The sequence below is a fragment of the Paraburkholderia sp. UCT2 genome, assembly GCF_014397665.1.
GTDB classification, from domain to species: Bacteria; Pseudomonadota; Gammaproteobacteria; order Burkholderiales; family Burkholderiaceae; genus Paraburkholderia; species Paraburkholderia tuberum.
Map to the genome: position 1 here is coordinate 11927 of NZ_VZQO01000043.1, position 21685 is coordinate 33611.

At 64.6% G+C, this 21685-nt stretch carries 21 protein-coding genes; 10 read left to right on the top strand and 11 right to left on the bottom strand.

All coding sequences use genetic code 11. The features are described from left to right. Window positions 1-33: 33 nt before the first annotated feature. The 3 genes from F6X39_RS27815 to F6X39_RS27825 are packed head-to-tail and all read right to left on the bottom strand — an operon-like array spanning window position 34 to window position 2965. Window positions 34-1485, bottom strand: coding sequence for an NAD(P)(+) transhydrogenase (Re/Si-specific) subunit beta (locus tag F6X39_RS27815; protein ID WP_090803056.1), 1452 nt, complete (start codon window positions 1483-1485; stop codon window positions 34-36). Then, window positions 1486-1812 carry an NAD(P) transhydrogenase subunit alpha gene (locus F6X39_RS27820; protein WP_018419437.1) on the bottom strand — a complete coding sequence of 109 codons (327 nt, stop codon included), beginning with the start codon at window positions 1810-1812 and terminating at the stop codon, window positions 1486-1488. A gap of 10 nt (window positions 1813-1822) precedes the next feature. Beyond that, complete coding sequence (locus F6X39_RS27825) at window positions 1823-2965, bottom strand: Re/Si-specific NAD(P)(+) transhydrogenase subunit alpha (protein ID WP_187618942.1); 1143 nt, start codon at window positions 2963-2965, stop codon at window positions 1823-1825. Between the two features lie 251 nt (window positions 2966-3216). Here F6X39_RS27825 and F6X39_RS27830 point away from each other — a divergent pair, with 251 nt between their 5' ends. From F6X39_RS27830 to F6X39_RS27865, 8 genes are all read left to right on the top strand, one after another. Further along, the gene (locus tag F6X39_RS27830; RefSeq protein ID WP_184034572.1) at window positions 3217-3696 is read left to right on the top strand and encodes an NUDIX hydrolase; all 480 of its coding nucleotides are present in this window, start codon (window positions 3217-3219) and stop codon (window positions 3694-3696) included. 58 nt (window positions 3697-3754) lie between these two features. Next, on the top strand, window positions 3755-5008 hold the full coding sequence (gene mnmA, locus F6X39_RS27835) for a tRNA 2-thiouridine(34) synthase MnmA (RefSeq protein WP_187618943.1): 1254 nt from the start codon (window positions 3755-3757) through the stop codon (window positions 5006-5008). A gap of 262 nt (window positions 5009-5270) precedes the next feature. Next, a complete protein-coding gene (locus F6X39_RS27840) occupies window positions 5271-6881 on the top strand; it encodes an FMN-binding glutamate synthase family protein (RefSeq protein ID WP_187618944.1) in 1611 nt (536 codons plus the stop codon). 181 nt (window positions 6882-7062) lie between these two features. Then, window positions 7063-8070, top strand: a complete 1008-nt coding sequence (gene glyQ, locus F6X39_RS27845) for a glycine--tRNA ligase subunit alpha (RefSeq protein WP_008921090.1) — start codon at window positions 7063-7065, stop codon at window positions 8068-8070. Window positions 8071-8085: 15 nt separating this feature from the next. Next, complete coding sequence (gene glyS, locus F6X39_RS27850) at window positions 8086-10185, top strand: glycine--tRNA ligase subunit beta (protein ID WP_187618945.1); 2100 nt, start codon at window positions 8086-8088, stop codon at window positions 10183-10185. A 10-nt stretch (window positions 10186-10195) separates the two neighbouring features. Then, complete coding sequence (gene gmhB, locus F6X39_RS27855; RefSeq protein ID WP_184034583.1) at window positions 10196-10750, top strand: D-glycero-beta-D-manno-heptose 1,7-bisphosphate 7-phosphatase; 555 nt, start codon at window positions 10196-10198, stop codon at window positions 10748-10750. A 38-nt stretch (window positions 10751-10788) separates the two neighbouring features. Continuing rightward, entirely contained in the window at window positions 10789-11547 is a 759-nt protein-coding gene (locus F6X39_RS27860; protein ID WP_187618946.1) for a lysophospholipid acyltransferase family protein, read from the top strand. Between the two features lie 48 nt (window positions 11548-11595). Then, on the top strand, window positions 11596-12489 hold the full coding sequence (locus F6X39_RS27865; protein WP_187618947.1) for a M48 family metallopeptidase: 894 nt from the start codon (window positions 11596-11598) through the stop codon (window positions 12487-12489). Between the two features lie 9 nt (window positions 12490-12498). On the opposite strand, the gene F6X39_RS27870 is transcribed toward F6X39_RS27865, so the two are convergent. The 5 genes from F6X39_RS27870 to F6X39_RS27890 all read right to left on the bottom strand — a co-directional run bounded on the left by F6X39_RS27870 (window position 12499) and on the right by F6X39_RS27890 (window position 16368). Then, window positions 12499-13248: an IclR family transcriptional regulator gene (locus tag F6X39_RS27870; protein WP_184067183.1), complete on the bottom strand. Its 750-nt coding sequence runs from the start codon at window positions 13246-13248 to the stop codon at window positions 12499-12501. 100 nt (window positions 13249-13348) lie between these two features. Then, window positions 13349-14101: an amino acid ABC transporter ATP-binding protein gene (locus F6X39_RS27875; RefSeq protein ID WP_311539811.1), complete on the bottom strand. Its 753-nt coding sequence runs from the start codon at window positions 14099-14101 to the stop codon at window positions 13349-13351. Next, window positions 14098-14742 (bottom strand): amino acid ABC transporter permease, encoded by a 645-nt coding sequence (locus F6X39_RS27880; RefSeq protein WP_187618948.1) that lies wholly within the window; start codon window positions 14740-14742, stop codon window positions 14098-14100. The genes F6X39_RS27875 and F6X39_RS27880 overlap by 4 nt, the downstream gene beginning before the upstream one ends. Window positions 14743-14763: 21 nt before the next feature. Then, on the bottom strand, window positions 14764-15480 hold the full coding sequence (locus F6X39_RS27885; RefSeq protein WP_187618949.1) for an amino acid ABC transporter permease: 717 nt from the start codon (window positions 15478-15480) through the stop codon (window positions 14764-14766). Window positions 15481-15531: 51 nt separating this feature from the next. After that, entirely contained in the window at window positions 15532-16368 is an 837-nt protein-coding gene (locus F6X39_RS27890; RefSeq protein WP_184034601.1) for a transporter substrate-binding domain-containing protein, read from the bottom strand. Window positions 16369-16719: 351 nt separating this feature from the next. On the opposite strand from F6X39_RS27890, the gene gloA reads away from it, so the two are divergent. Continuing rightward, window positions 16720-17115 (top strand): lactoylglutathione lyase, encoded by a 396-nt coding sequence (gene gloA / locus F6X39_RS27895; RefSeq protein WP_184034604.1) that lies wholly within the window; start codon window positions 16720-16722, stop codon window positions 17113-17115. 218 nt (window positions 17116-17333) lie between these two features. After that, window positions 17334-18281 carry a DMT family transporter gene (locus F6X39_RS27900; RefSeq protein ID WP_187618950.1) on the top strand — a complete coding sequence of 316 codons (948 nt, stop codon included), beginning with the start codon at window positions 17334-17336 and terminating at the stop codon, window positions 18279-18281. A gap of 42 nt (window positions 18282-18323) precedes the next feature. Here the strand turns inward: F6X39_RS27900 and rsmA are convergent, their stop codons facing one another. From rsmA to F6X39_RS27915, 3 genes are all read right to left on the bottom strand, one after another. Beyond that, complete coding sequence (gene rsmA, locus F6X39_RS27905; RefSeq protein ID WP_184034614.1) at window positions 18324-19166, bottom strand: 16S rRNA (adenine(1518)-N(6)/adenine(1519)-N(6))-dimethyltransferase RsmA; 843 nt, start codon at window positions 19164-19166, stop codon at window positions 18324-18326. Between the two features lie 108 nt (window positions 19167-19274). After that, a complete protein-coding gene (gene pdxA, locus F6X39_RS27910; RefSeq protein ID WP_187618951.1) occupies window positions 19275-20285 on the bottom strand; it encodes a 4-hydroxythreonine-4-phosphate dehydrogenase PdxA in 1011 nt (336 codons plus the stop codon). Between the two features lie 13 nt (window positions 20286-20298). Continuing rightward, window positions 20299-21663, bottom strand: coding sequence for a peptidylprolyl isomerase (locus F6X39_RS27915; protein ID WP_187618952.1), 1365 nt, complete (start codon window positions 21661-21663; stop codon window positions 20299-20301). Between the last annotated feature and the right edge of the window lie 22 nt (window positions 21664-21685).

Consider the following 21685-nt stretch of genomic DNA (forward strand, 5'->3'; position numbering starts at 1 on the left):
CCGCGATCCTGACGCCTATTCACCGCTAGCGAGCTAGTCGACCGCCTTCACCATGTCCTCGATCACCTTCTTCGCGTCGCCGAACACCATCATCGTCTTGTCCATGTAGAACAGGTCGTTGTCGAGCCCGGCGTAGCCCGCGGCCATCGAGCGCTTGTTGACGATCACGGTGCGCGCCTTGTACGCCTCGATGATCGGCATGCCCGCGATCGGCGACTTCGGATCGTTCTTCGCGGCCGGATTCACCACGTCGTTCGCGCCGAGCACGAGCACCACGTCGACCTGGCCGAACTCGCCGTTGATGTCCTCCATCTCGTACACCATGTCGTACGGCACTTCGGCTTCGGCGAGCAGCACGTTCATGTGACCCGGCATGCGGCCGGCCACCGGGTGAATGGCGTACTTCACCTCGATGCCCTTCTCGACCAGCTTGTCGGTCAGCTCCTTCAGCGCATGCTGCGCGCGCGCGACGGCCAGCCCGTAGCCCGGCACGATCACGACCGTTTCCGCGTTGCCCATCATGAACGACGCGTCATCGGCCGAACCCGATTTCACCGGACGCTGCTCCGCCGCGCCGCCCGCGGCCGCGCCCGGCTCGTTGCCGAAGCCACCGAGGATCACGTTGAAGAACGAGCGGTTCATCGCGCGGCACATGATGTACGACAGGATCGCACCCGACGACCCCACCAGCGAGCCGGCGATGATCAGCATCGGATTGTTCAGCGAAAAGCCGATGCCCGCCGCCGCCCAGCCCGAGTACGAGTTCAGCATCGACACGACCACCGGCATGTCCGCTCCGCCGATCGGAATGATGATCAGCACGCCGAGCACGAACGCGATGATCGTCATGATGATGAACGGCAGCCACGACTGCGTGAGGAAGAAGAGGACGCCGAAGCCGAGCATCGCGAGCGCGAGCATCAGGTTGATCAGATGCTGGCCGCCGTAGACGACCGGCGCACCCTGAAACAACCGGAACTTGTACTTGCCCGACAGCTTGCCGAACGCGATCACCGAGCCGCTAAAAGTAATCGCGCCGACGAACGTGCCGATGAACAGTTCGATGCGGTTGCCGTACGGCAGGAAGCCCTCGATCGGCACGTCGGGATCGACGAGGCCGAACGCGGCCGGCTCCGACACCACCCCATACGCGATGCACACTGCCGCGAGACCGATCAGCGAGTGCATCGCCGCGACCAGTTCAGGCATCTTGGTCATCTCGACGCGCGCGGCGACGAACGCGCCGATCGCGCCGCCGATCACGAGCCCGAACAGCAGCAGGCCGAGCCCGAGACCGAGATTGGAGCCAAGTACTTCGGCCTGCCGCGAGATCAGCGCGATGGTCGTCAGAATCGCGATCGCCATGCCGACCATGCCGAAGGTATTGCCGACGCGCGCGGTCTTCGGATTCGACAGCCCCTTGAGCGCCTGGATGAAGCAGACCGACGCGACCAGATACAGCAGCGTGACGACGTTCAGGCTCATTTACGTACCCTCCTTGCCGCCAGCCGGTAGTTTCCTGGGTTCCTTCTTCTTGAACATCTCGAGCATTCGCCGCGTGACGAGGAATCCGCCGAACACGTTGACGGCCGCGAGCGCCACCGCGATCGTGCCGAAGAACTTCCCGGCGCTGCCGACGGTGAGACCCGCCGCGAGCATCGCGCCGACGATCACGATCGCCGAGATCGCATTGGTCACCGCCATCAGCGGCGTATGCAGCGCGGGCGTGACGTTCCAGACCACGTGATAGCCGACGTAGATCGCCAGCACGAAGATGATCAGGTTGATCACCGTGTGATTGATGACTTCCATCTTCGGCCTCCTATGCGTTGCGCGTGACCTGGCCGTCGCGAGCCAGCAGCGTGGCCGCGACGATGTCGTCCGCGAGATCGATGTTCAGCGTGCCTTCCTTGGCGATAATCAGCTTCAGGAAGTCGAGCACGTTGCGCGCGTACAGCGACGACGCGTCGGCGGGCACCATCGCGGCGAGATTCGTGTAGCCGACGATCTGCACGCCATAGCGCACCACCACCTGGTCCGCCTCGGTCAGCGGACAATTGCCGCCGCGCCGGCCGTCGACTTCGGGGCCGCGGCCGGCCGCGAGGTCGACGAGCACCGAGCCCGGTTTCATCGCCTGCACGGTTTCGACCGACAGCAGCGTCGGCGCGGGGCGGCCTGGAATCAATGCGGTCGAGATCACCACGTCGGCCTGCCTCGCGCGCTCGTGCACGAGCGCCGACTGGCGCGCGAGCCACGACGGCGGCATCGGCCGTGCATAGCCGCCCACGCCTTGCGCGGCCTCGCGCTCCTCGTCGGTCTCGTAGGGCACGTCGAGGAACTTCGCGCCGAGCGATTCGATCTGCTCCTTGACGGCCGGGCGCACGTCGGACGCCTCCAGCACGGCGCCGAGGCGCTTCGCGGTGGCGATCGCCTGCAGGCCGGCCACGCCCGCGCCGAGAATCAGCACGCGCGCGGCCTTCACGGTGCCGGCCGCGGTCATCAGCATCGGCATGAAGCGCGGATAGAGCGTCGCCGCGAGCAGCACCGCCTTGTAGCCGGCGATGTTCGCCTGCGACGACAGCACGTCGAGGCTTTGCGCGCGCGTGGTGCGAGGCGCGGCTTCGAGCGCGAACGCGGTGACGCCGGCCGCGGCGAGCTTGCCCGCGTTGTCGGCGTTGAACGGATCGAGCATGCCGACCAGCGTCGCGCCGCGCTTGAGCAGCGGCAGTTCGGAATCGGTGGGGGATTGGACTTTGAGGACGAGATCTGCGCCGAATGCAGTGGCGGCATCGACGATTTCCGCGCCCACGGCCGTATAGGCGTCATCGGGAAAGCTCGCGCCGGCGCCGGCGCCGCTCTGGAGCGTGACCCGGTGGCCTTGCGCCACGTACTTCTTGACCGTCTCGGGCGTCGCGGCAACGCGGGTTTCATGCGCGCGCGTCTCGGCTGGCACTCCGATGTGCATCGTTGTTCCTCCTCGACTTCCTGTTTGACGACAGATCTGCCGACGAGGCTCGCCGGCTTGCACATGCAACGGCTAACGCAGGCCCCACTTTAACCGGAAACCGCCACATCACAAATATCGGGGTCGATGCGAATGCGCGGCAGACCGCCAAACTGTTACGGATCGGTCGCGATGCCACCTCGAACACGCTGCGAACCGGCTGCCAGCGGTCACCAGGCAGCCGGCGCGCATAACCGGTAAAATGCGCACCCATGAAACCGGAAACCTGGCGGCCGCACGTGACCGTCGCGGCGATCGTCGAGCGTGACGGGCGCTTCCTGCTTGTCGAGGAACACACTGCCGCCGGCCTGCGCCTGAACCAGCCCGCCGGCCACCTCGAGGCGGGCGAAACGCTGCTGGAAGCGGTGGTCCGCGAAACGTTCGAGGAAACCGCGCATCCGTTCGCGCCCGAGGCGCTCGTCGGCATGTACATGACCCACTTCGAGCGGCCGGACCGCGCGGGCACCACGTACCTGCGCTTCACCTATTGCGGCGCGGGCGGCGAACCGGACCCGGCGAGTTCGCTCGATCCCGACATCGTCCGCACGCTGTGGATGAGCGCCGATGAATTGCGCGCCTGCCCCGAGCGGCATCGCACGCCGCTCGTGATGCAGTGCATCGACGATTACCTGGCCGGCCGGCGTTTCCCGCTCGACGTCGTCCATACGCATTCGGTTGCGCCGAAGCAATAAGGCCGTCACGAGCGGCCCCATAGATCCATGCAGTCACGCAGCACCCAGTGAGTACCTTATGAGCAAGCGCAAAGTCGTAGTAGGCATGTCGGGCGGCGTCGATTCGTCGGTCACCGCGTGGCTGCTAAAGGAACAGGGCTACGACGTGGTCGGCCTGTTCATGAAGAACTGGGAAGACGACGACGACAGCGAATACTGCTCGACGCGCCAGGACTGGATCGACGTGGTGTCGGTGGCGGACCTGATCGGTATCGACGTCGAGGCGGTCAACTTCGCGGCCGAGTACAAGGACCGCGTGTTCGCCGAATTCCTGCGCGAATATTCGGCCGGCCGCACGCCGAACCCGGACGTGCTGTGCAACGCCGAGATCAAGTTCAAGGCCTTCCTCGATCACGCGATGTCGCTCGGCGCGGAAACGATCGCGACCGGCCACTACGCGCGCGTGCGCGAGAACGATGGCCGCTTCGAGTTGCTGAAGGCGCTCGACCATACCAAGGACCAGTCGTACTTCCTGCATCGGCTGAATCAGGCGCAGTTGTCGAAAACACTGTTCCCGCTCGGCGAAATTCCCAAGACGAAGGTCCGCGAGATCGCCGCGCAGATCGGCCTGCCGAACGCGAAGAAGAAGGATTCGACCGGCATCTGCTTCATCGGCGAGCGGCCTTTCCGCGACTTCCTGAACCGCTATCTGCCGACCAGGCCGGGCCCGATGAAGACCACCGACGGCAAGATCGTCGGCGAGCACATCGGCCTCGCGTTCTACACGTTCGGCCAGCGCAAGGGCATCGGTCTCGGCGGCAGCAAGGACGGCAGCGGCGAGCCCTGGTTCGCCGCCGGCAAGGATATTCCGACCAATACGCTGTACGTCGCGCAGGGACACGACCATCCGTGGCTGCTGTGCCATACGCTGTCGGCGGGCAACACGAGCTGGGTCGCGGGCGAGCCGCCGGCCGACGGCTTCGCGTGCGGCGCGAAGACGCGCTACCGGCAGGCCGACGCGGCGTGCACGTTCAACGCCCCGGCGGCAGGCGGTTCGGGCGAAGGCCTCTTCGAACTGAGCTTCGACGCCGCGCAATGGGCCGTCACGCCGGGCCAATCGGCGGTGCTGTATGACGGCGACGTGTGCCTCGGCGGCGGCATCATCGAACGCGCGATGACTGGGCAACCGGCCGAGCTGCCGCAGGATCAGGCGCCGAAGCAAACCCGCGCGCAGCGTCGCAAGCAGGCGCACAAGCCAAAGCAGCCGCAAGGCCAGGCGCAGGACGAGCCGCAAACCCCGCGGCAAAAAGCGGCTCTGCTCGGCGCGCGTTGAGCGATGCATAACGGCGGGCGCGGCGGGTCGTACCATTCCGACAGGTTCGCGCCGTTCACCATGTTTCCCCCGCCTGGCGCATTCACACACACTTCACCTTCGCGTGCGACGCTTGGCTCCCATTCGCAGGCCTTATCTTCGGGCTTCGCCGGTCCGCGTCGCACCGTGACCCGCAACCGCCAGTTTTCCCTCGCGACCGATACCGCCCGCACCCCCGTGCGGACGATGCCGCCGCCATGATCTTCACTGCACTGGAGTCCCCATGTTTTCTCGACGCTATCTGGCCATGTGGTGCGCAATCGCCGTCACCGCGGTATGTGCCGCGCTCGCCGCGACGCATCGCCTGTCGTGGTTCTGGATCCTCGTGCCGGCCGCGCTCGTCGCGCTCGGCGTGTTCGACCTGAGCCAACAGCGCCATGCAATCCTGCGCAATTACCCGCTGTGGGGCCACCTACGTTTCATTTTCGAATCCATCCGCCCGGAGATCCGTCAGTATTTCGTCGAAGACGATACCGACGAGAAGCCGTTCTCGCGCGCGCAACGCAGCATCGTCTATCAGCGCTCGAAGAACGATGTCGACAGTCGCCCATACGGCACGCGGATCGACGTGAAGGCGGTCGCGCACGAATGGATCAGCCACTCGCTCGCGCCGACCACGCTCGACGGTCACGACTTTCGCATCGTCGTCGGCCCCGATCGCGCGCGGCCGTATTCGATGTCGATCTTCAACGTGTCGGCGATGAGCTTCGGCTCGCTATCGGCCAATGCGATCATGGCGCTGAACCTCGGCGCGAAGAAAGGCAACTTCGCGCACGACACCGGCGAAGGTTCGATGTCGAAATATCATCGCGAACATGGCGGCGACATCATCTGGGAAATCGCGTCCGGCTATTTTGGATGCCGTAACGACGACGGCACCTTCAACGCCGGGAAGTTCGCGAAGCAGGCCGCCGAACCGCAGGTGAAGATGATCGAGGTGAAGCTGTCGCAAGGCGCGAAGCCCGGTCACGGCGGCGTGCTGCCGGGCGCGAAGATCACGCCCGAAATCGCCGAGACGCGCGGCGTGCCGATGGGCCGCGACTGCATCTCGCCGGCGACGCACTCCGAGTTTTCGACGCCGCGCGAGCTGCTCGAATTCGTCGAGCGGCTGCGCACGCTGTCGGGCGGCAAGCCGACCGGCTTCAAGCTGTGCATCGGGCATCCGTGGGAATTCTTCGGTATCGCGAAGGCGATGCTGGAAACGGGCATTCTGCCGGACTTCATCGTCGTGGACGGCGCGGAAGGCGGCACCGGCGCGGCACCCCTCGAATTCACCGATCACGTCGGCGTGCCGTTGCAGGAGGGGCTGCTGCTCGTGCACAACACGCTGGTCGGCATCGGTCTGCGGCAACGCATCCGCATCGGCGCGAGCGGCAAGATGATCACCGCGTTCGATATCGCGAAGACGCTCGCGATCGGCGCGGACTGGGTCAACGCGGCGCGCGGCTTCATGTTCGCGGTCGGCTGCATCCAGGCGCAGACCTGCCATACCGGCCGCTGCCCGACCGGCGTCGCGACCCAGGACCCGGTGCGCCAGCGCGCGCTGGTGGTGCCGGACAAGGCCGATCGCGTGTTCAACTTCCACCGCAACACGCTGCACGCGTTGCAGGAAATCATCCAGTCCGCCGGGCTCCGGCATCCGGCTGAGTTGCGCGCGCATCACATCGTGCGGCGCGTGTCCTCGCATGAGGTGCGGCTGATGTCGGATCTGCTCAAATATCTCGAACCGAACGACCTGCTCAACGGCAACTATCGCTATACCCTGTTCGAGACGTACTGGCCGATCGCGCAAAGCGATTCGTTCTCGCCGAAGGCGGAGCTGGCGGCGAGCTGAACGTGCGCGCGGCCCTTGCCGCGTCGCCTGTCGCCCAAAAACCGCATCGCGGCCCGTCCGACCCCGCAAAACGGGCCGCCCCCCTTCCTTTCCGTTAAAATCTCGGGTTTAGCACTTCGCTCCACGGCCCCCTCGCGCGCTTAGGCGCACGCGGCATGGCCCCATGCCCGAAAGGCACTTCATGCTCACGTTTCAGCAAATCATCCTGACCTTGCAGTCCTACTGGGACAAGCAGGGCTGCGCGTTGCTCCAGCCGATCGACATGGAAGTCGGCGCGGGCACGTCCCACGTCCATACGTTCCTGCGCGCGATCGGCCCCGAGCCGTGGCGCGCCGCCTACGTGCAGCCGTCGCGCCGCCCGAAAGATGGCCGCTACGGCGAGAACCCGAACCGTCTGCAGCACTACTACCAGTATCAGGTGGTGCTCAAGCCCGCGCCGGAAAACATTCTCGACCTGTACCTCGGCTCGCTCGAAGCGCTCGGCTTCGACCTGAAGCAGAACGACGTGCGTTTCGTCGAGGACGACTGGGAAAACCCGACGCTCGGCGCATGGGGGCTGGGCTGGGAAGTGTGGCTGAACGGCATGGAAGTGACGCAGTTCACGTACTTCCAGCAGGTCGGCGGTCTCGACTGCAAGCCGGTGCTCGGCGAAATCACCTACGGACTCGAGCGCCTCGCGATGTATCTGCAGAAGGTCGAGAACGTCTACGACCTCGTCTGGACCGAGTGGGAAGAACAAGGCCCGAACGGCCCCGAACTGCGCCGCCTGACCTACGGCGACGTGTATCACCAGAACGAGGTCGAGCAGTCCACCTACAACTTCGAGCACGCGAACGTCGATCTGCTGTTCACTTTCTTCAACAGCTACGAAGCGGAAGCGAAGCGCATGATCGATGCGCAGATCGCGCTGCCCGCCTATGAGCTCGTGCTGAAGGCCGGCCACACGTTCAACCTGCTCGATGCGCGCGGCGCGATTTCGGTCACGGAACGCGCGGCGTACATCGGCCGGATTCGCGCGCTGTCGCGTCTGGTCGCGCAGGCCTACTACGACTCGCGCGAAAAGCTCGGCTTCCCGATGCTCGGCAATCCGGTGCACGGCGTGCCCGGCCTCACCACCGACGAGCAGGAAGCCGCGATGCCCGCGTGGGCGCCGCCGCTGAAAGTCGAACGCAAGATCGACCAGGACTGACGAGAACTTCAACCAATGACTCAATCTCAACACGCTACCCTGCTCGTCGAGCTGCTGACCGAAGAACTGCCGCCGAAGGCGCTCGCCCGTCTCGGCGACGCCTTCGCCGAAGGTATTGCGCAGCGCCTCGCGGCGCGCGACCTGATCGAAGGCGAGCCGTCGTTCGAACGCTTTGCTACGCCGCGTCGTCTCGCGGTGACGATTCACAACGTGCGCGCGGTCGCGCCGGAAAAACACGTGCGCGAAAAAGTGCTGCCGGTTTCCGTCGCGCTCGATAAAGACGGCCAGCCCACCGCGCCGCTCGCGAAGAAACTCGCCGCGCTCGGCTTCCCCGACTTCACGGTGAACGACCTCGAACGCGCCCAGGACGGTAAAGCCGAAGCGTTTTTCCTGCGCTACGCGGCGCCGGGCGCGACGCTCGCCGACGGCCTGCAAGGCGCGCTCGACGAAACGCTCGCGAAGCTGCCGATCGCAAAGCCGATGACGTATCAGCGCCCGGACGGTTCGAGCGTGCAGTTCGTGCGCCCGGTGCATCGACTGACCACGCTGCACGGCGAAGAGGTCGTGCCGGTCAGCGTGCTCGGCATCGACGCCGACGACACCACGCTCGGCCACCGCTTCCTGTCCGAAGGCTTCGTGCAGATCCAGCATGCGCAGTCGTATGCCGAAACGCTCGAACACAGAGGCCGCGTGATCGCGAGCTTCGCGAAGCGCAAGGAAGCGATCCGCTCGCAACTGCTCGCGCAAGCCGGTGACGACAAGGTCTTGATGCCCGAAGCGCTGCTCGACGAAGTGACGTCGCTGGTCGAATGGCCGGTTGTCTATGAGTGCCGCTTCGAGGACGAATTCCTGCAAGTGCCGCAGGAATGCCTGATCCTGACGATGCAGACGAACCAGAAGTACTTCGCGCTGACCGATGCGAACGGCAAGCTGCGCTCGCGCTTCCTGATCGTGTCGAACATCGAGACGGCGACGCCGGTCGAGATCGTCGAAGGCAACGAGCGCGTGGTGCGTCCGCGTCTCGCCGATGCGAAGTTCTTCTTCACGCAAGACAAGAAGAAGCCGCTCGCGGATCGCGTGCCACTGCTCGCGAACGTCGTTTATCACAACAAGCTCGGCTCGGCGCTGCAACGGGTGGAGCGGCTCGAAGGACTGGCCGGCGCGATCGCCGCACTGACCGGCGCCAACGTCGCGCTCGCGACGCGCGCCGCGCGCCTCGCGAAAGCCGACCTGATCACCGACATGGTCGGCGAATTCCCTGAGCTGCAAGGCACGATGGGCACGTACTACGCGCGCCACGACGGCGAGCCGGAAGAAGTCGCGCTCGCATGCTCGGAACACTACCAGCCGCGCTTCTCGGGCGACGCCTTGCCCACCACCACGACCGGCACCGTCGTCGCGCTCGCCGACAAGCTCGAAACGCTGGTCGGCATCTGGGGCATCGGCCTGCAGCCCACCGGCGAGAAAGACCCGTTCGCGCTGCGCCGTCATGCGCTCGGCGTGCTGCGCATTCTGGTCGAGAAACAGTTGAACGTCGACTTCGTCGAGCTGCTGCGCATCGCTTATGCGCAATTCGCCGGCGTGCCGAACGTCGCCGATTCGACCGACGCGATCTACGAATTCAGCATGGACCGCCTGCGCGGCCTGCTGCGCGAACGCGGCTACGCGGCCGGCGAAATCGACGCGGTGCTCGCGCTGAACCCGACGCGGCTCGACGACCTCGTCGCGCGCCTCGACGCGGTGCGCGAATTCGCGTCGCTCGCCGAAGCGGCGTCGCTCGCGGCGGCCAACAAGCGTATCTCGAACATCCTGAAGAAGTCGGAAGGCGTGACGAATGGCGGCGTGCAGCCCAGCTTGCTCACCGAGGCAGCGGAGAAGGCGCTCAACGCGCAGCTCGAACAGGTCACGCCGCGCGTGCAATCGCAACTGGCCGTGCGCGACTACACCGGCGCGCTGACGGCGCTGGCCGCGCTGCGCGAGCCGGTGGACACGTTCTTCAACGACGTGATGGTCAACGCCGAAGACCCCGCGTTGCGCGCGAACCGTCTGGCTCTGCTCGGCGCGCTGCATCAGCAGATGAACTGCGTCGCCGATATTTCCCGACTCGCCGCCTGAGCACCGCGCCATGCCGATCAAGAAAGTGGTGATCCTCGACCGCGACGGTGTGATCAACGTCGACTCCGACGCGTTCATCAAGTCGCCGGACGAATGGGTCCCGCTGCCCGGCTCGCTGGAAGCGATCGCACGCCTGAACCAGGCCGGCTATCGCGTCGCGATCGCGACGAACCAGTCGGGCATCGGCCGCGGTCTGTTCGACATGGATGCGTTGAACGCGATGCATCTGAAGATGCACCGGATGGCGGCAGCGGTCGGCGCGCGCATCGAAGCGGTGTTTTTCTGCCCGCACACGGCGGAAGATCAATGCGAATGCCGCAAGCCGAAGCCCGGCATGCTGAAGATGATCACCGAGCGATTCGAGGTCGATCCGGCGCATACGCCGACGGTAGGCGATTCTCTGCGCGATCTGCAGGCGGGCGCTGCGCTCGGTCACCCGGTGCATCTGGTGCTGACCGGCAAGGGCCGCAAGACCCTCGCCGCGGGCGGCTTGCCCGAAGGCACGATCGTGCACGACGACCTGCGCGCGTTCGCGCTCGACTTTCTCGCCGACGCTCAGGAATAAACGCGCGCACCGCGCTCCCCCCCCCACCGACCACGCCGATGCGCTTTATCCGTTCCCTGCTGCTGCTGATTTATTTCGTTGTGTTCACGGTGCCGTACGCGACCGCGTGCTTCATCGCGTTTCCGTTCCTGCGCGCGGAAAACCGCTACTGGATGGCGGCCGGCTGGTGTCGTGTGACGCTGTGGACGGTGCGCTACCTGAACGGCATCCGCTACCGCATCGAAGGTTTCGAGAATCTGCCCAACGGCCCGGCCGTGCTGCTGTCGAAGCATCAGTCGGCGTGGGAAACGCTCGCGTTTCCGGCGATCATGCCGCGCCCGCTGTGCTACGTGTTCAAGCGCGAGCTCTTGTATGTGCCGTTCTTCGGCTGGGCGCTCGGCATGCTGAAGATGGTTCACATCAACCGCAAGGAAGGCAAATACGCGTTCGTATCGGTCACGAACCAGGGCAAGGCCCGCATGGCCGAAGGCGCATGGGTCATCATGTTTCCGGAAGGCACGCGCACGCCGACCGGCAAGCAGGGCAAGTACAAGACCGGCGGCGCGCGCTTCGCGATCGCGAGCGGTGCCCCCGTCGTGCCGATCGCGCACAACGCGGGCCGCGTGTGGCCGCGCAACTCGTTTCTTAAATATCCGGGTATAGTCACGGTGTCGATTGGCAAGCCGATCGACACGACGGGGCTCACGCCCGACGAAGTGAACACGCGCGTCGAGCAGTGGATCGAAGCCGAGATGCGCCGCATCGATCCGACTGCCTACAGCGCGGCGGCTAACGATTCCGCCGCCGCGCCCATCTGACGCGCCACGCCCTCGAACTCCGAAGGCGTATTGCGCGAAGCGAAGCCGATGCAGAAGTCTCCTACGCCGCAGCCCGCCGCGGCGCTCGAAAACCGGCAGCTCGATCTCCCGCTCTTCGCCGAGCCGGGGTCGACGTCGTCGTCTCCTTCACCTTCCGCGCCGGGTTCATTGGGCTCAGCGCCGGCCCTGCCGCCCGCCGCACCGCTCGCGCCGGACGGCAGCAAACTGCGCAGTCTCACCATGGGTTCACGCACGCTGCATTACGCGCTCAAGCGTTCCGCACGCCGCTCGATCGGCTTTGCGATCGACAGCACCGGCCTCACGATCACCGCGCCGCGCTGGGTCACGCTCGCCGATATCGAAACCGCGATCACCGAAAAACAGCGTTGGATTTTTACGAAGCTGATCGAATGGCAAACGCGCGTCGAGCAGCGTGCGTTGCCGAAGATCGACTGGCAAGACGGCGCCGAAGTGCCCTACCTCGGTCAGCCGGTGCGCGTGACGCTCGGCGCGCCGCAAGGCATGCTCGCGTTCAGCGCCGAGCACGGCGCGCTGCAAGTGCCGCTGCCGTTGCAAGCCGACCCGCAGCAGATCAAGGATCGCGTGCAGGGCTGGCTGCAAGGAGAAGCGAAGCGGCTGTTCGGCGAGCGTCTGGCGATCTACGCGCAGAAGCTGGGCGTCAACTATCGCGCGTATGCGTTGTCTTCGGCGGCGACGCGCTGGGGCAGTTGTTCGAGCGACGGCAAAATCCGCCTGAACTGGCGGCTCATCCACTTTCCGCTGTCGATCATCGACTACGTCGTCGCGCACGAACTGTCGCATCTGCGCGAGATGAATCACAGTCCGCGCTTCTGGCAGACGGTCGAATCGATTTTTCCGGAATTTCGCGAGGCGCGGCAGACACTGAAGTCGCATCCGCCGGAGCTGTTGCCGACGCTTTGAGGCCGGGCGCTATCTATGCGAGAGCGCTTTCGCGGACTGCAACAGATCGTCGAGCATCACGCCCCGCCTGTCCGGGCTCGTGTCGCGGCCGGTCATGAAACACAGCGCCGCAATCGGCAGTCCCGCACGGTCGCGAATCGGCGCTGCCATACAAAGCCTGAACGCATTCGAGAGTCCTTCGGTGCAGCAGTAGCCTCGTTCTTTTGCGGCCTGCACGTCGTTCAGGAATTCGTCGAATTCGATATTCACCCCGTTGTCGAGGATGAAATCTTCGGCCGGAATGAGCGCGCGAATCTCGTCGGCATTCAGGTGACCTAGCAGCAGACGTCCCGTGGCGGTCCACGGAATCGGCACTCTCACGCCGATGTCCGAACTGATGTTGAATGGCCGGGCACTGTTCTCGGATAACACGACCGTGTACTTGTTGCCTTCCAGCATGCACAGCTGCGTGGTCTCGTCGTACTTCCGTACCAATGCCAGAATGGATTGATGCGCGCGGCTAATCAGATCGTTGTGCGTTGCATAGTCGGACCCGTAGTAGTGCATCTCGCGCCCGAAGAACACGCTCCCATCCGCGGCCGTCTCGAGCCAGCCCACTTCCGCGAGAATCGCGACCAGCTCGTAAATGCTCGAACGCGGCGCGCCGGTCGCCTCGATTAATTCGCGCATGGTCAGCGGGCGTTGGGCGACGTGCAATTGCCGGAACATCGCGATGACGCGATCCACGCCTCTCGCCCGAGACGATTCGGTTACAGCCATGCGTTCACTCCGTAAAGCGTTCATCCGACCGGTTGTCTTTCAAGCGACGTGAGTTTATCGCGCGGCAGACCCGCGAAAGCGACTTTGAGGCCACGACAGATCAATGGTCGAGGACTCTGTGCAGAAACTGCCGCGTGCGTTCGTTCGCGGGATTGACGAAGATCTGTTCCGGATCGCCCTGCTCGGCGATGACGCCCTTGTCCATGAAGACCACGCGGTCGGCGGTCTTGCGGGCAAAGCCCATTTCATGCGTGACGACGACCATCGTCATGCCGTCGCGCGCGAGCCCACGCATCACCTCGGTGACCTCGCCGACCAGCTCCGGATCCAGCGCGGACGTCGCCTCGTCGAAGAACATGATGCCGGGCTCGACCGCGAGCGCTCGCGCAATCGCCACGCGTTGCTGCTGACCGCCCGACAACTGGCTTGGATAGTGTGCCGCGCGGTCCGCGAGCCCGACACGGTCGAGTGTCTCCATGGCGCGCTTGCGCGCGTCGTCCGGACTCATGCGGCGTGCCTTGATAAGCGCGAGCGTGACATTGCCGAGCGCGGTCTTGTGAGGAAACAGATTGAACTGCTGGAAGACCATGCCGACATGGCCACGAATCTCTCGCGCTCGGCGCGGATCATGCATGGGCACATCGTTGACCCAGACCTCGCCGGAATCGGTGGTCTCCAATCCCGCCATGATTCGCAAGACCGTGCTCTTACCCGAGCCGGACGCGCCAATGAGCACCAGCACCTCGCCCGAGCGAACCTCGAGATTGATTTCGTTCAACACCCGAGTCGAACCGAATGCTTTACTGACGCCCGTCAGTGAAATGATGGGTCTGGTTTGGCTTTGGTTACTCACGACAATCTCCTGCGGTCATGGTGGCGCACCCATTGCGAGAGCGGGAAGCACACGGCGAAGTAAATGAGGGCGACGAGCCCGTAGATTTCCACGGGCTTTCCGACCCGGTCGACGATGGCCTGGCCACCATGCATCAACTCGGACATTCCGATCATGCTGACGATCGACGTGTCCTTGATGAGCGACAGATACTGACCGACGAGAGGCGGCAACACGATCTTTCCCGTCTGAGGCAGCACGACGAACGAGAACGACTGAGCCCGCGTGAGGCCGAGGATCTGAGATACCTCCCATTGACCTTTGGGTACCGCCTCGATCCCTGAGCGGAAGATTTCGGCGATGTAAGCGCCCTGATAGACGCTCAAGCCGATGACGCCGGCTGCGAAGACGTCGATCGCGTAACCGAAGTACGACACGCCGAAATAGATGAACATCAGCGTGATGAGTACCGGCGTGCCGCGAAACAGCTCCGTATAGAGTCTGGCAATGCGGGCTGTGCCCCACGGTCCGAACGACCGCAAGACGGCGGCGAAAAGGCCGATCAGCGTGCTGCCCACGATGGACGCAATGGAAAGCAACAGCGTCGTCACCAGACCCTGCAGCAGGATGGAGAAACTGGTTTTCAGCAATTCGACTGACATGATCCAACTCCAATCCGGGAATCAGGCCCGTTTCGTCCGGCGCATAAAGCCGGTCCGGAAACCGGTGCGCGCCGGCATGACGAGGGGAGGATGAAAGATCCGCGCTCCGAGCTGGCCCGCAAGCCAGGACAGTACGTTACTGAGCACGAGATACGCGACGAGCGTCACGCTGAACGTCTGAAGGTAGAGAAGCGTCCGCGAGTTGATCACGGTCGCAGTGCCGGTCAACTCCGGCAACGCAATGGCGGACAGCAGCGACGTACCGAGCAGCAACTGGATCAGGTAGTTGACGATGGCCGGATAGACCGCGCGCGTCGCCTGCGGTAGCACGACCTCGACGAAGATCTGCGCGCGTTCGAGACCGAGAATGCCGGCGGCCTCGAGTTGGCCGCGCGGCACCGACTGTATGCCGGCGCGGAACACTTCCGATAGATAAGCACCGACGTTGACGCCGAGCGCAATGACGCCCGCCCAGTATGCGTCGAGCGAAATACCCGCCGACGGCAGACCGAAGAAAACGATGAAAATCTGCAAGAGAACAGGCGTGTTGCGGATGATTTCAACGTAGCCGCGAGCAATCAACCGAAATGGCGCGAGCGCAGAAACGCTGGCAAGCGCGGTCAACAAGCCGAGGACTAGCGCCAGTACGAATGCCAGCACGGTCACTTGCAACGTCAGCCAGCTCGCGCTCAAAAACTCGGGCACGTAGCCCCACAGAGTGAGCCACTCGTAACTCATCTCACCCTCCGCATCGTTCGGGTTTCAATAGATATCGGCATCTCCCGCTCCTCAAAACTGCGGATTGAGCGGGTAGCGCGGATCGGTGCCGAACCACTTGTTGTAGAGCTGCGCGTTGAGCTTCGACGCATTGACGTTGAAGAGGAACAGATTCAGGTAGTTGAGCCATTCCTGATCGCCGGCCTTGACGCCGAACGCGTTGTATTCGAGCGGGACCAGCGCTTCGTTCGTGACGGCAAGTTCAGGATCGAGCTTGGCCTGATACGCAAGAAAGTTGTTGTCCTCGATCATCGCGTCGGCCTGCCCCTGCTTGACGGCAAGAATCGCGGCCTGCGAGCTGTCGTATTCCTGGATCTTGATCGGGATATTCAGCGAGCGCACTTCGTCGCCATTGGTCGAGCCCTTGACCGTCGCAATCGTGCGACCGCCCATGTCCTTGATCGACTGAACGCCGCTATTTTTTCTGACCAGCAGTGCTTCGCTGGCAACCACGTAGGGGGTCGTGAATTCAATTACCTTCGCGCGCTCCAGATTACGCGTGAAGTTGCAGAACACGACATCCACTTTGCTGGTCTGCAGATTCGGAATCCGGTTCGCGCTCGTCGTATTCACGACCTCGAGCTTCACGCCCATCTGCTTCGCCAGTTCCTTCGCGAGGTCCACGTCATAGCCGTCTGGTTGGCCGTCCTTGTTATAGAACCCGAACGGCGCGAACGTCAGGCAGTCGCCGACGCGCAGCGTGCCTCGCTGCAGCACGGCCTGAAGCGTCGAGGGGGATGCCGCTGCGCTCTGCCCTGGCGTGGCAACCTTGGTGCAGCCGGTGATGGCGAGCAATCCAGCAACAGCGAACAGAAAGGCGGCTTGGGCGCCTCGTTTGGCAAGCTTCATGGCAGGGTCCTAAGCGGAGAAGAGTGGTCCGGAGCGGACGAATCGGCTTCAGCGCCTGTCTGCACGCTCAACGAATCGCCGGGTCACGCATCGATTGTCCGATATATCAGACTGCTATCTGACAAACCGGATTGATGCTGAGTGTTGGACACTAATATCAAACCGGCAACCGCACACAAACCCTTATTGCCCATACTTTTTTGTTCAAATAGGTCCGATCGAATTCCACGATGCGCATCGAGTCCGCAGTGGGCCGGGCGGGCGGCGCGGCTTCGGGCTCAAGCTATACGGCAATCATTTACAATTGCCGCAGGTCGACGCATTTATCCACAAACTATCAAAGGAGTCCTCATGCGAATCTTGCATACCATGCTTCGAGTCGGTGATCTGGACGCATCGATCCGGTTCTACACCGAAGTTCTAGGAATGCGCCTGCTTCGAAAGCACGACTACCCGGACGGGAAGTTCACCCTCGCATTCGTCGGTTACGAGGACGAATCCGAAGGCGCGGCGATCGAACTGACGTACAACTGGGACACGAGCAAGTACGACCTCGGAACCGGCTACGGTCACATCGCCCTCGAAGTCGACGACGCCTATGCGGCATGCGAAGAAGTGAAGAAACGCGGCGGTGTCGTTACGCGCGAAGCTGGGCCCATGAAACACGGCACGACTGTCATCGCCTTCGTCGCCGATCCGGACGGGTACAAGATCGAGCTGATACAGAAGAAGGGGCGAGTCGACTGACGTCCGGTGGCGAGCACGAGTCGCGCTGTCAGCCAGAACGATGAAAACACAGCCCGGCTTCACGTTGCACCCGGCGAATTGACGCCGGGCGAATTCGCCCGGCAATCTTGCCTCGTGCCGACGCCATCAAAAAACGCCGACTACTGACGCTCGGCGTTTTCGCCGCGCACCGGACCGACCGGCTCGCCGTGCACTCCCCACCTCTTCACCACACCGCCATGAGCACGACCACCGCCTTGCCCGCGCGCCGCACCCCGGATAGCTTCGCGATCCTGTTGATGATCGGCCTGTGCGCAATCTGGGGGCTGCAGCAAGTCGCGATCAAGACCACCAATGCGGCGGTGCCGCCGGTCTTTCAGGCGGGGCTGCGCTCGACGATCGCGGCGCTGCTCGTGTGGGCATGGGCACGCTCGCGCGGCACGCCGCTCTTTCGCGATGACGGCACGCTCGGCGCGGGCCTGCTCGCGGGCGTGCTGTTCGCGGCCGAGTTCGTCTGCATCTTTCTCGGCCTGACGCTGACGAGCGCCTCGCGCATGGCGGTCTTTCTGTACACGGCGCCGTGTTTCACGGCACTCGGCCTGCACTGGTTCGTCGATGGCGAACGCATGCGGCGCATCCAGTGGCTCGGCATTGTCGTCGCGTTCGCGGGGATGGCGCTCGCGTTCGCGGACGGCTTCCTGCACACGGACGCGGGCACGGCTGCAAGCGCGGTCCACGGCTCGACGCTCGCGGGCGCGGCCGGCGATGCGCTCGGCGTGCTCGGCGGCATCGCGTGGGCCGCGACCACGGTGATCGTGCGCGGCTCGCGGCTCGCGCGGACGAGCGCGAGCAAGACGCTGTTCTATCAGCTGACCGTGTCGGCGGTGGTGCTGCTCGCGCTGGCGCTGGGGCTCGGCGAGGTGCGCGTGGAAAGCGTGACGCCGCTCGCGCTCGCGAGCCTCGCGTATCAAGCCGTGATCGTCGCGTTCGTCAGCTATCTGTTGTGGTTCTGGCTGTTGACGCGTTACATCGCGTCGAGGCTGTCAGTGTTTTCGTTTCTGACGCCGCTGTTCGGCGTCACCTTCGGCGTGCTGCTGCTCGGCGAGTCGTTCAGCGCGCGCTTTCTGATCGCCGCGCTGCTGGTGCTGACCGGCATCGCGCTCGTCAACGCGCCGGCGAAACGGTAAGCGGGCTCGACGGCGGCGCCCCGCCGCCGTCGAGCGTCGAGTCTATTCCGGCGCAGCGGCCGAGCGCGCCGCCACCGCCTGCGCCACACTCACGTATTCGGCGACCGGCACGTCCTCCGCGCGGCGTTGCAGATCGAAGCCGAGCGCGTCGAAATCGACGGTGTCGCGCAGCGCGGCAAGCGTGTTGCGCAACATCTTGCGACGCTGCGAGAACGCCGCCGTCACCACCCCGCCGAGCACGCTTTCGTCGACCACCGGCAGTTCGTGCCGCTCGTACGGAATCATCCGCACGATCGCCGAATCGACCTTCGGTGGCGGCTGGAACGACTCGGGCGGCACATCGAGCTGCTTGTCGATCACGTAGCGGTACTGCAGCATCACCGACAGGCGACTGAACGCCTTCGTGCCCGGCTCCGCCACCATCCGCTCGACCACCTCGTTCTGCAGCATGAAGTGCTGATCGATCACGCGCTCCGCGAACGTCGCCAGATGAAACAGCAGCGGGCTCGAAATGTTGTACGGCAGATTGCCGACGATGCGCAGCGACGCCTTGTCGCCCGGTGCCGCGAGCGAGCCGAAGTCGAATTCGAGCGCGTCGCCCGCGTGCAGTTCGAGCAGGTTGCCGAACTTCGTCTTCAGACGGCCGATCAGATCGCGGTCGAGTTCGACCGCGTGCAGCGGCGTCTCGGGCGTCGCGAGCCGCTCGATCAGCGGCTCGGTCAGCGCGCCGAGGCCCGGCCCGATCTCGACCATGCGCTCGCCGCGCTGCGGCCGGATCACGTCGACGATCGAATCGATCACGCCCATGTCGACCAGGAAGTTCTGACCGAAACGCTTGCGCGCGAGATGGCCCTGGTGCCGGCCTTGCTGTCTGCTGGTGGACATCGGAGAAACGCTAGAAAGAAAACTGCTTGAGAATGAAAGACGTCACGGTGGAAACACGACGCCACGCGGCGCGTCACGAGCACCGCGACCGCCCACGCTACCCGCGCCTCAGCCCGCGCGACGATGCTGCGCCATCGACACCGCCGTGTCGATCGCGGCCATGAGGCTACCCGCGTCGGCGCGGCCGGTGCCGGCCAGATCGAGCGCGGTGCCGTGATCGACCGACGTGCGGATGATCGGCAGGCCGAGCGTCACGTTGATCCCTTCGCCGAACGTCGCGAATTTCAGCACCGGCAGGCCCTGGTCGTGGAACATCGCGAGCACGCAGTCGGCTTCGTCGAGATAACGCGGCTGGAACAGCGTGTCGGCCGGATACGGACCGCGCGCGTCGACGCCCTCGCCGTTCACCTGCTGCAACGCCGGCGTGATCACGTCGATTTCCTCGCGGCCCAGATAGCCGTTTTCGCCAGCGTGCGGATTGAGCCCCGTCACGAGGATGCGCGGCGCGGGCAAGCCGAAGTGGTGACGCAGGTCGTGATCGATGATGCGCAGCGTTGCAACGAGGCTTTCGATCGTCAAAGCCGCCGACACGTCCTTCAACGGCAGATGCGTGGTCGCAAGCGCGACGCGCAGCGGCCGCTTGCCGGTGCCCGCGAGCATCATCACGACGCGCGGCGTATGGGTGCGCTCGGCCAGATATTCGGTGTGGCCGGTAAACGGCACACCTGCGTCGTTGATCGTGCTTTTTTGCAGCGGCGCGGTGACGATCGCGTCGAACCTGCCGGCCACCGCGCCGTCGATCGCCGCATCGAGCAGATCGAGCACATAGCGGCCGTTCGCGGCGTCGAGCTTGCCTGCCTGCGCTGGTGCGCCAAGCGAGTGATGTTCGAGCCGCACGCGCGGGCCTGGCGCGAGCAGCGCCGCCCAATCGACGCCGACCGCGCGCGCGCGCTCAGCGAGCAGTTGCGCATCACCGAGCACGGTGAACTGCGCCTGAGGCCAGTGCGCCGCCGCGCCGGCCAGCGCCTGCGCGGTCAGCTCGGGACCGACGCCGGCGGGCTCGCCGGTCGTGATCGCGATCTGCAGCGGACGGTGGGTGGGCTGGGCAGCGCTCGTCATCGCATTGGCTCTGTTATTGCACGTTCGCCGTGGCCGGCTTCACTTCGACGTACGCGGTATCGCGCAGCTCGCGCAACCAGTCGGCATACGCCTGTTCCGCCTTGCGCTGGCCGATGGCCTGACGCGCGAGATCCATCTGCTGCGCAATCGAGCCTTGCGCATCGCGGCGGCCGAGCACCTGAATCAGGTGGTAGCCGTATTCGCTGCGCACCGGTTCGCTGATCTGACCGTCCTGCAGCGAGTTCATTGCGCGCTCGAACTCGGGCACCGTCTCGCCCGGGCTGACCCAGCCGAGGTCACCGCCTTGCGACGCCGAGCCGTCCTGCGAGTAGGTGCGCGCGAACTTCGCGAAGTCGCCGCCGGCGGCAATCTGGTTGCGGATGTCGAGGAGCTTCTGGCGTGCCTGCGGTTCGGACTGACCGTCGCCGACGCGCAGCAGAATATGGCGCACGTGCGTCTGCACGAGCTTCGGCGCGTCCGCGCTGGTGCCCTGGCCGGCACGGCGCTCGACCAGACGCACGATCTCGAAGCCGTCGTTGGTGCGGATCAGATCCGGATTGATCTCACCCGGACGCAGTGCCGACGCCGCCTTTACGAACTCGGGCGGCAGCTTGGACGGTGCGAGGAAGCCGAGATCGCCGCCGTTCTTCGACACGTCCGGCGCCTGCGAATTGGCTTTCGCAAGCTTTTCGAAATCCGCGCCGCCCTTCGCTTCGGCGAGCAGAGCCGCGGCCTTCTTCTGCGCCGCCTCGATGTCGGTCTCCGAGGCGTTGAGCGGCGCCTTCACGAAAATGTGCTGCATGTGCAGGTCGTTCGTCTGGCCGGCGCCCGGACCGCGCTGGCTGGCGATGTAGTTCGCGACCTCGGCGTCCGTCACCGTGATCTTGCTATCCACTTCCTTCTCGCGCAGACGCGACAGCGTCAGCTCCGTGCGCGCGTCGCTCGTGAAAGTGGTCCAGGGCACGCCTTGCGCCTCGATGCGTGCGCGGTACATGGCGAGCGACATGTTGTTCGCCTGCGCGAGACGCTCGAGCGTGCGTTGCACGGCCGCGTCGTCGATGGTGATGCCGTCTTCCTTGGCCTTCTGCAGCTGGATGCGCTCGAGCACCATCTGCGTGAGCACCTGCTGGCGCAACTGGTCCGTCGGCGGCACCGGAGCGTTCTGCTGGTTCAGCCGGTGCGCGATCAGACCGACCCGCTCGTCGAGCTCGCGCTGCGTGATGACACCGTTGTTGACCACTGCGGCGATGGTGTCCACCGTCTGGCCGCTATTGCCGCCCAATGCCTGCGCCTGTACCGACGCGACTGGAACGAAGGACGCCGCGGCGACGAGACCCGCCGCCAGTATTGCCAAGCGAAGCTGTTTCATGATTGCCACAGATACTCCAATGATGTCGGGC

Bases quoted from the DNA above. Each gene is read 5' to 3' on its own strand.
- F6X39_RS27815 (WP_090803056.1), bottom strand. From the start codon at position 1,485: ATGAGCCTGAACGTCGTCACGCTGCTGTATCTGGTCGCGTCGGTCTGC.
- F6X39_RS27820 (WP_018419437.1), bottom strand. From the start codon at position 1,812: ATGGAAGTCATCAATCACACGGTGATCAACCTGATCATCTTCGTGCTG.
- F6X39_RS27825 (WP_187618942.1), bottom strand. From the start codon at position 2,965: ATGCACATCGGAGTGCCAGCCGAGACGCGCGCGCATGAAACCCGCGTT.
- F6X39_RS27830 (WP_184034572.1), top strand. From the start codon at position 3,217: ATGAAACCGGAAACCTGGCGGCCGCACGTGACCGTCGCGGCGATCGTC.
- mnmA (WP_187618943.1), top strand. From the start codon at position 3,755: ATGAGCAAGCGCAAAGTCGTAGTAGGCATGTCGGGCGGCGTCGATTCG.
- F6X39_RS27840 (WP_187618944.1), top strand. From the start codon at position 5,271: ATGTTTTCTCGACGCTATCTGGCCATGTGGTGCGCAATCGCCGTCACC.
- glyQ (WP_008921090.1), top strand. From the start codon at position 7,063: ATGCTCACGTTTCAGCAAATCATCCTGACCTTGCAGTCCTACTGGGAC.
- glyS (WP_187618945.1), top strand. From the start codon at position 8,086: ATGACTCAATCTCAACACGCTACCCTGCTCGTCGAGCTGCTGACCGAA.
- gmhB (WP_184034583.1), top strand. From the start codon at position 10,196: ATGCCGATCAAGAAAGTGGTGATCCTCGACCGCGACGGTGTGATCAAC.
- F6X39_RS27860 (WP_187618946.1), top strand. From the start codon at position 10,789: ATGCGCTTTATCCGTTCCCTGCTGCTGCTGATTTATTTCGTTGTGTTC.
- F6X39_RS27865 (WP_187618947.1), top strand. From the start codon at position 11,596: ATGCAGAAGTCTCCTACGCCGCAGCCCGCCGCGGCGCTCGAAAACCGG.
- F6X39_RS27870 (WP_184067183.1), bottom strand. From the start codon at position 13,248: ATGGCTGTAACCGAATCGTCTCGGGCGAGAGGCGTGGATCGCGTCATC.
- F6X39_RS27880 (WP_187618948.1), bottom strand. From the start codon at position 14,742: ATGTCAGTCGAATTGCTGAAAACCAGTTTCTCCATCCTGCTGCAGGGT.
- F6X39_RS27885 (WP_187618949.1), bottom strand. From the start codon at position 15,480: ATGAGTTACGAGTGGCTCACTCTGTGGGGCTACGTGCCCGAGTTTTTG.
- F6X39_RS27890 (WP_184034601.1), bottom strand. From the start codon at position 16,368: ATGAAGCTTGCCAAACGAGGCGCCCAAGCCGCCTTTCTGTTCGCTGTT.
- gloA (WP_184034604.1), top strand. From the start codon at position 16,720: ATGCGAATCTTGCATACCATGCTTCGAGTCGGTGATCTGGACGCATCG.
- F6X39_RS27900 (WP_187618950.1), top strand. From the start codon at position 17,334: ATGAGCACGACCACCGCCTTGCCCGCGCGCCGCACCCCGGATAGCTTC.
- rsmA (WP_184034614.1), bottom strand. From the start codon at position 19,166: ATGTCCACCAGCAGACAGCAAGGCCGGCACCAGGGCCATCTCGCGCGC.
- pdxA (WP_187618951.1), bottom strand. From the start codon at position 20,285: ATGACGAGCGCTGCCCAGCCCACCCACCGTCCGCTGCAGATCGCGATC.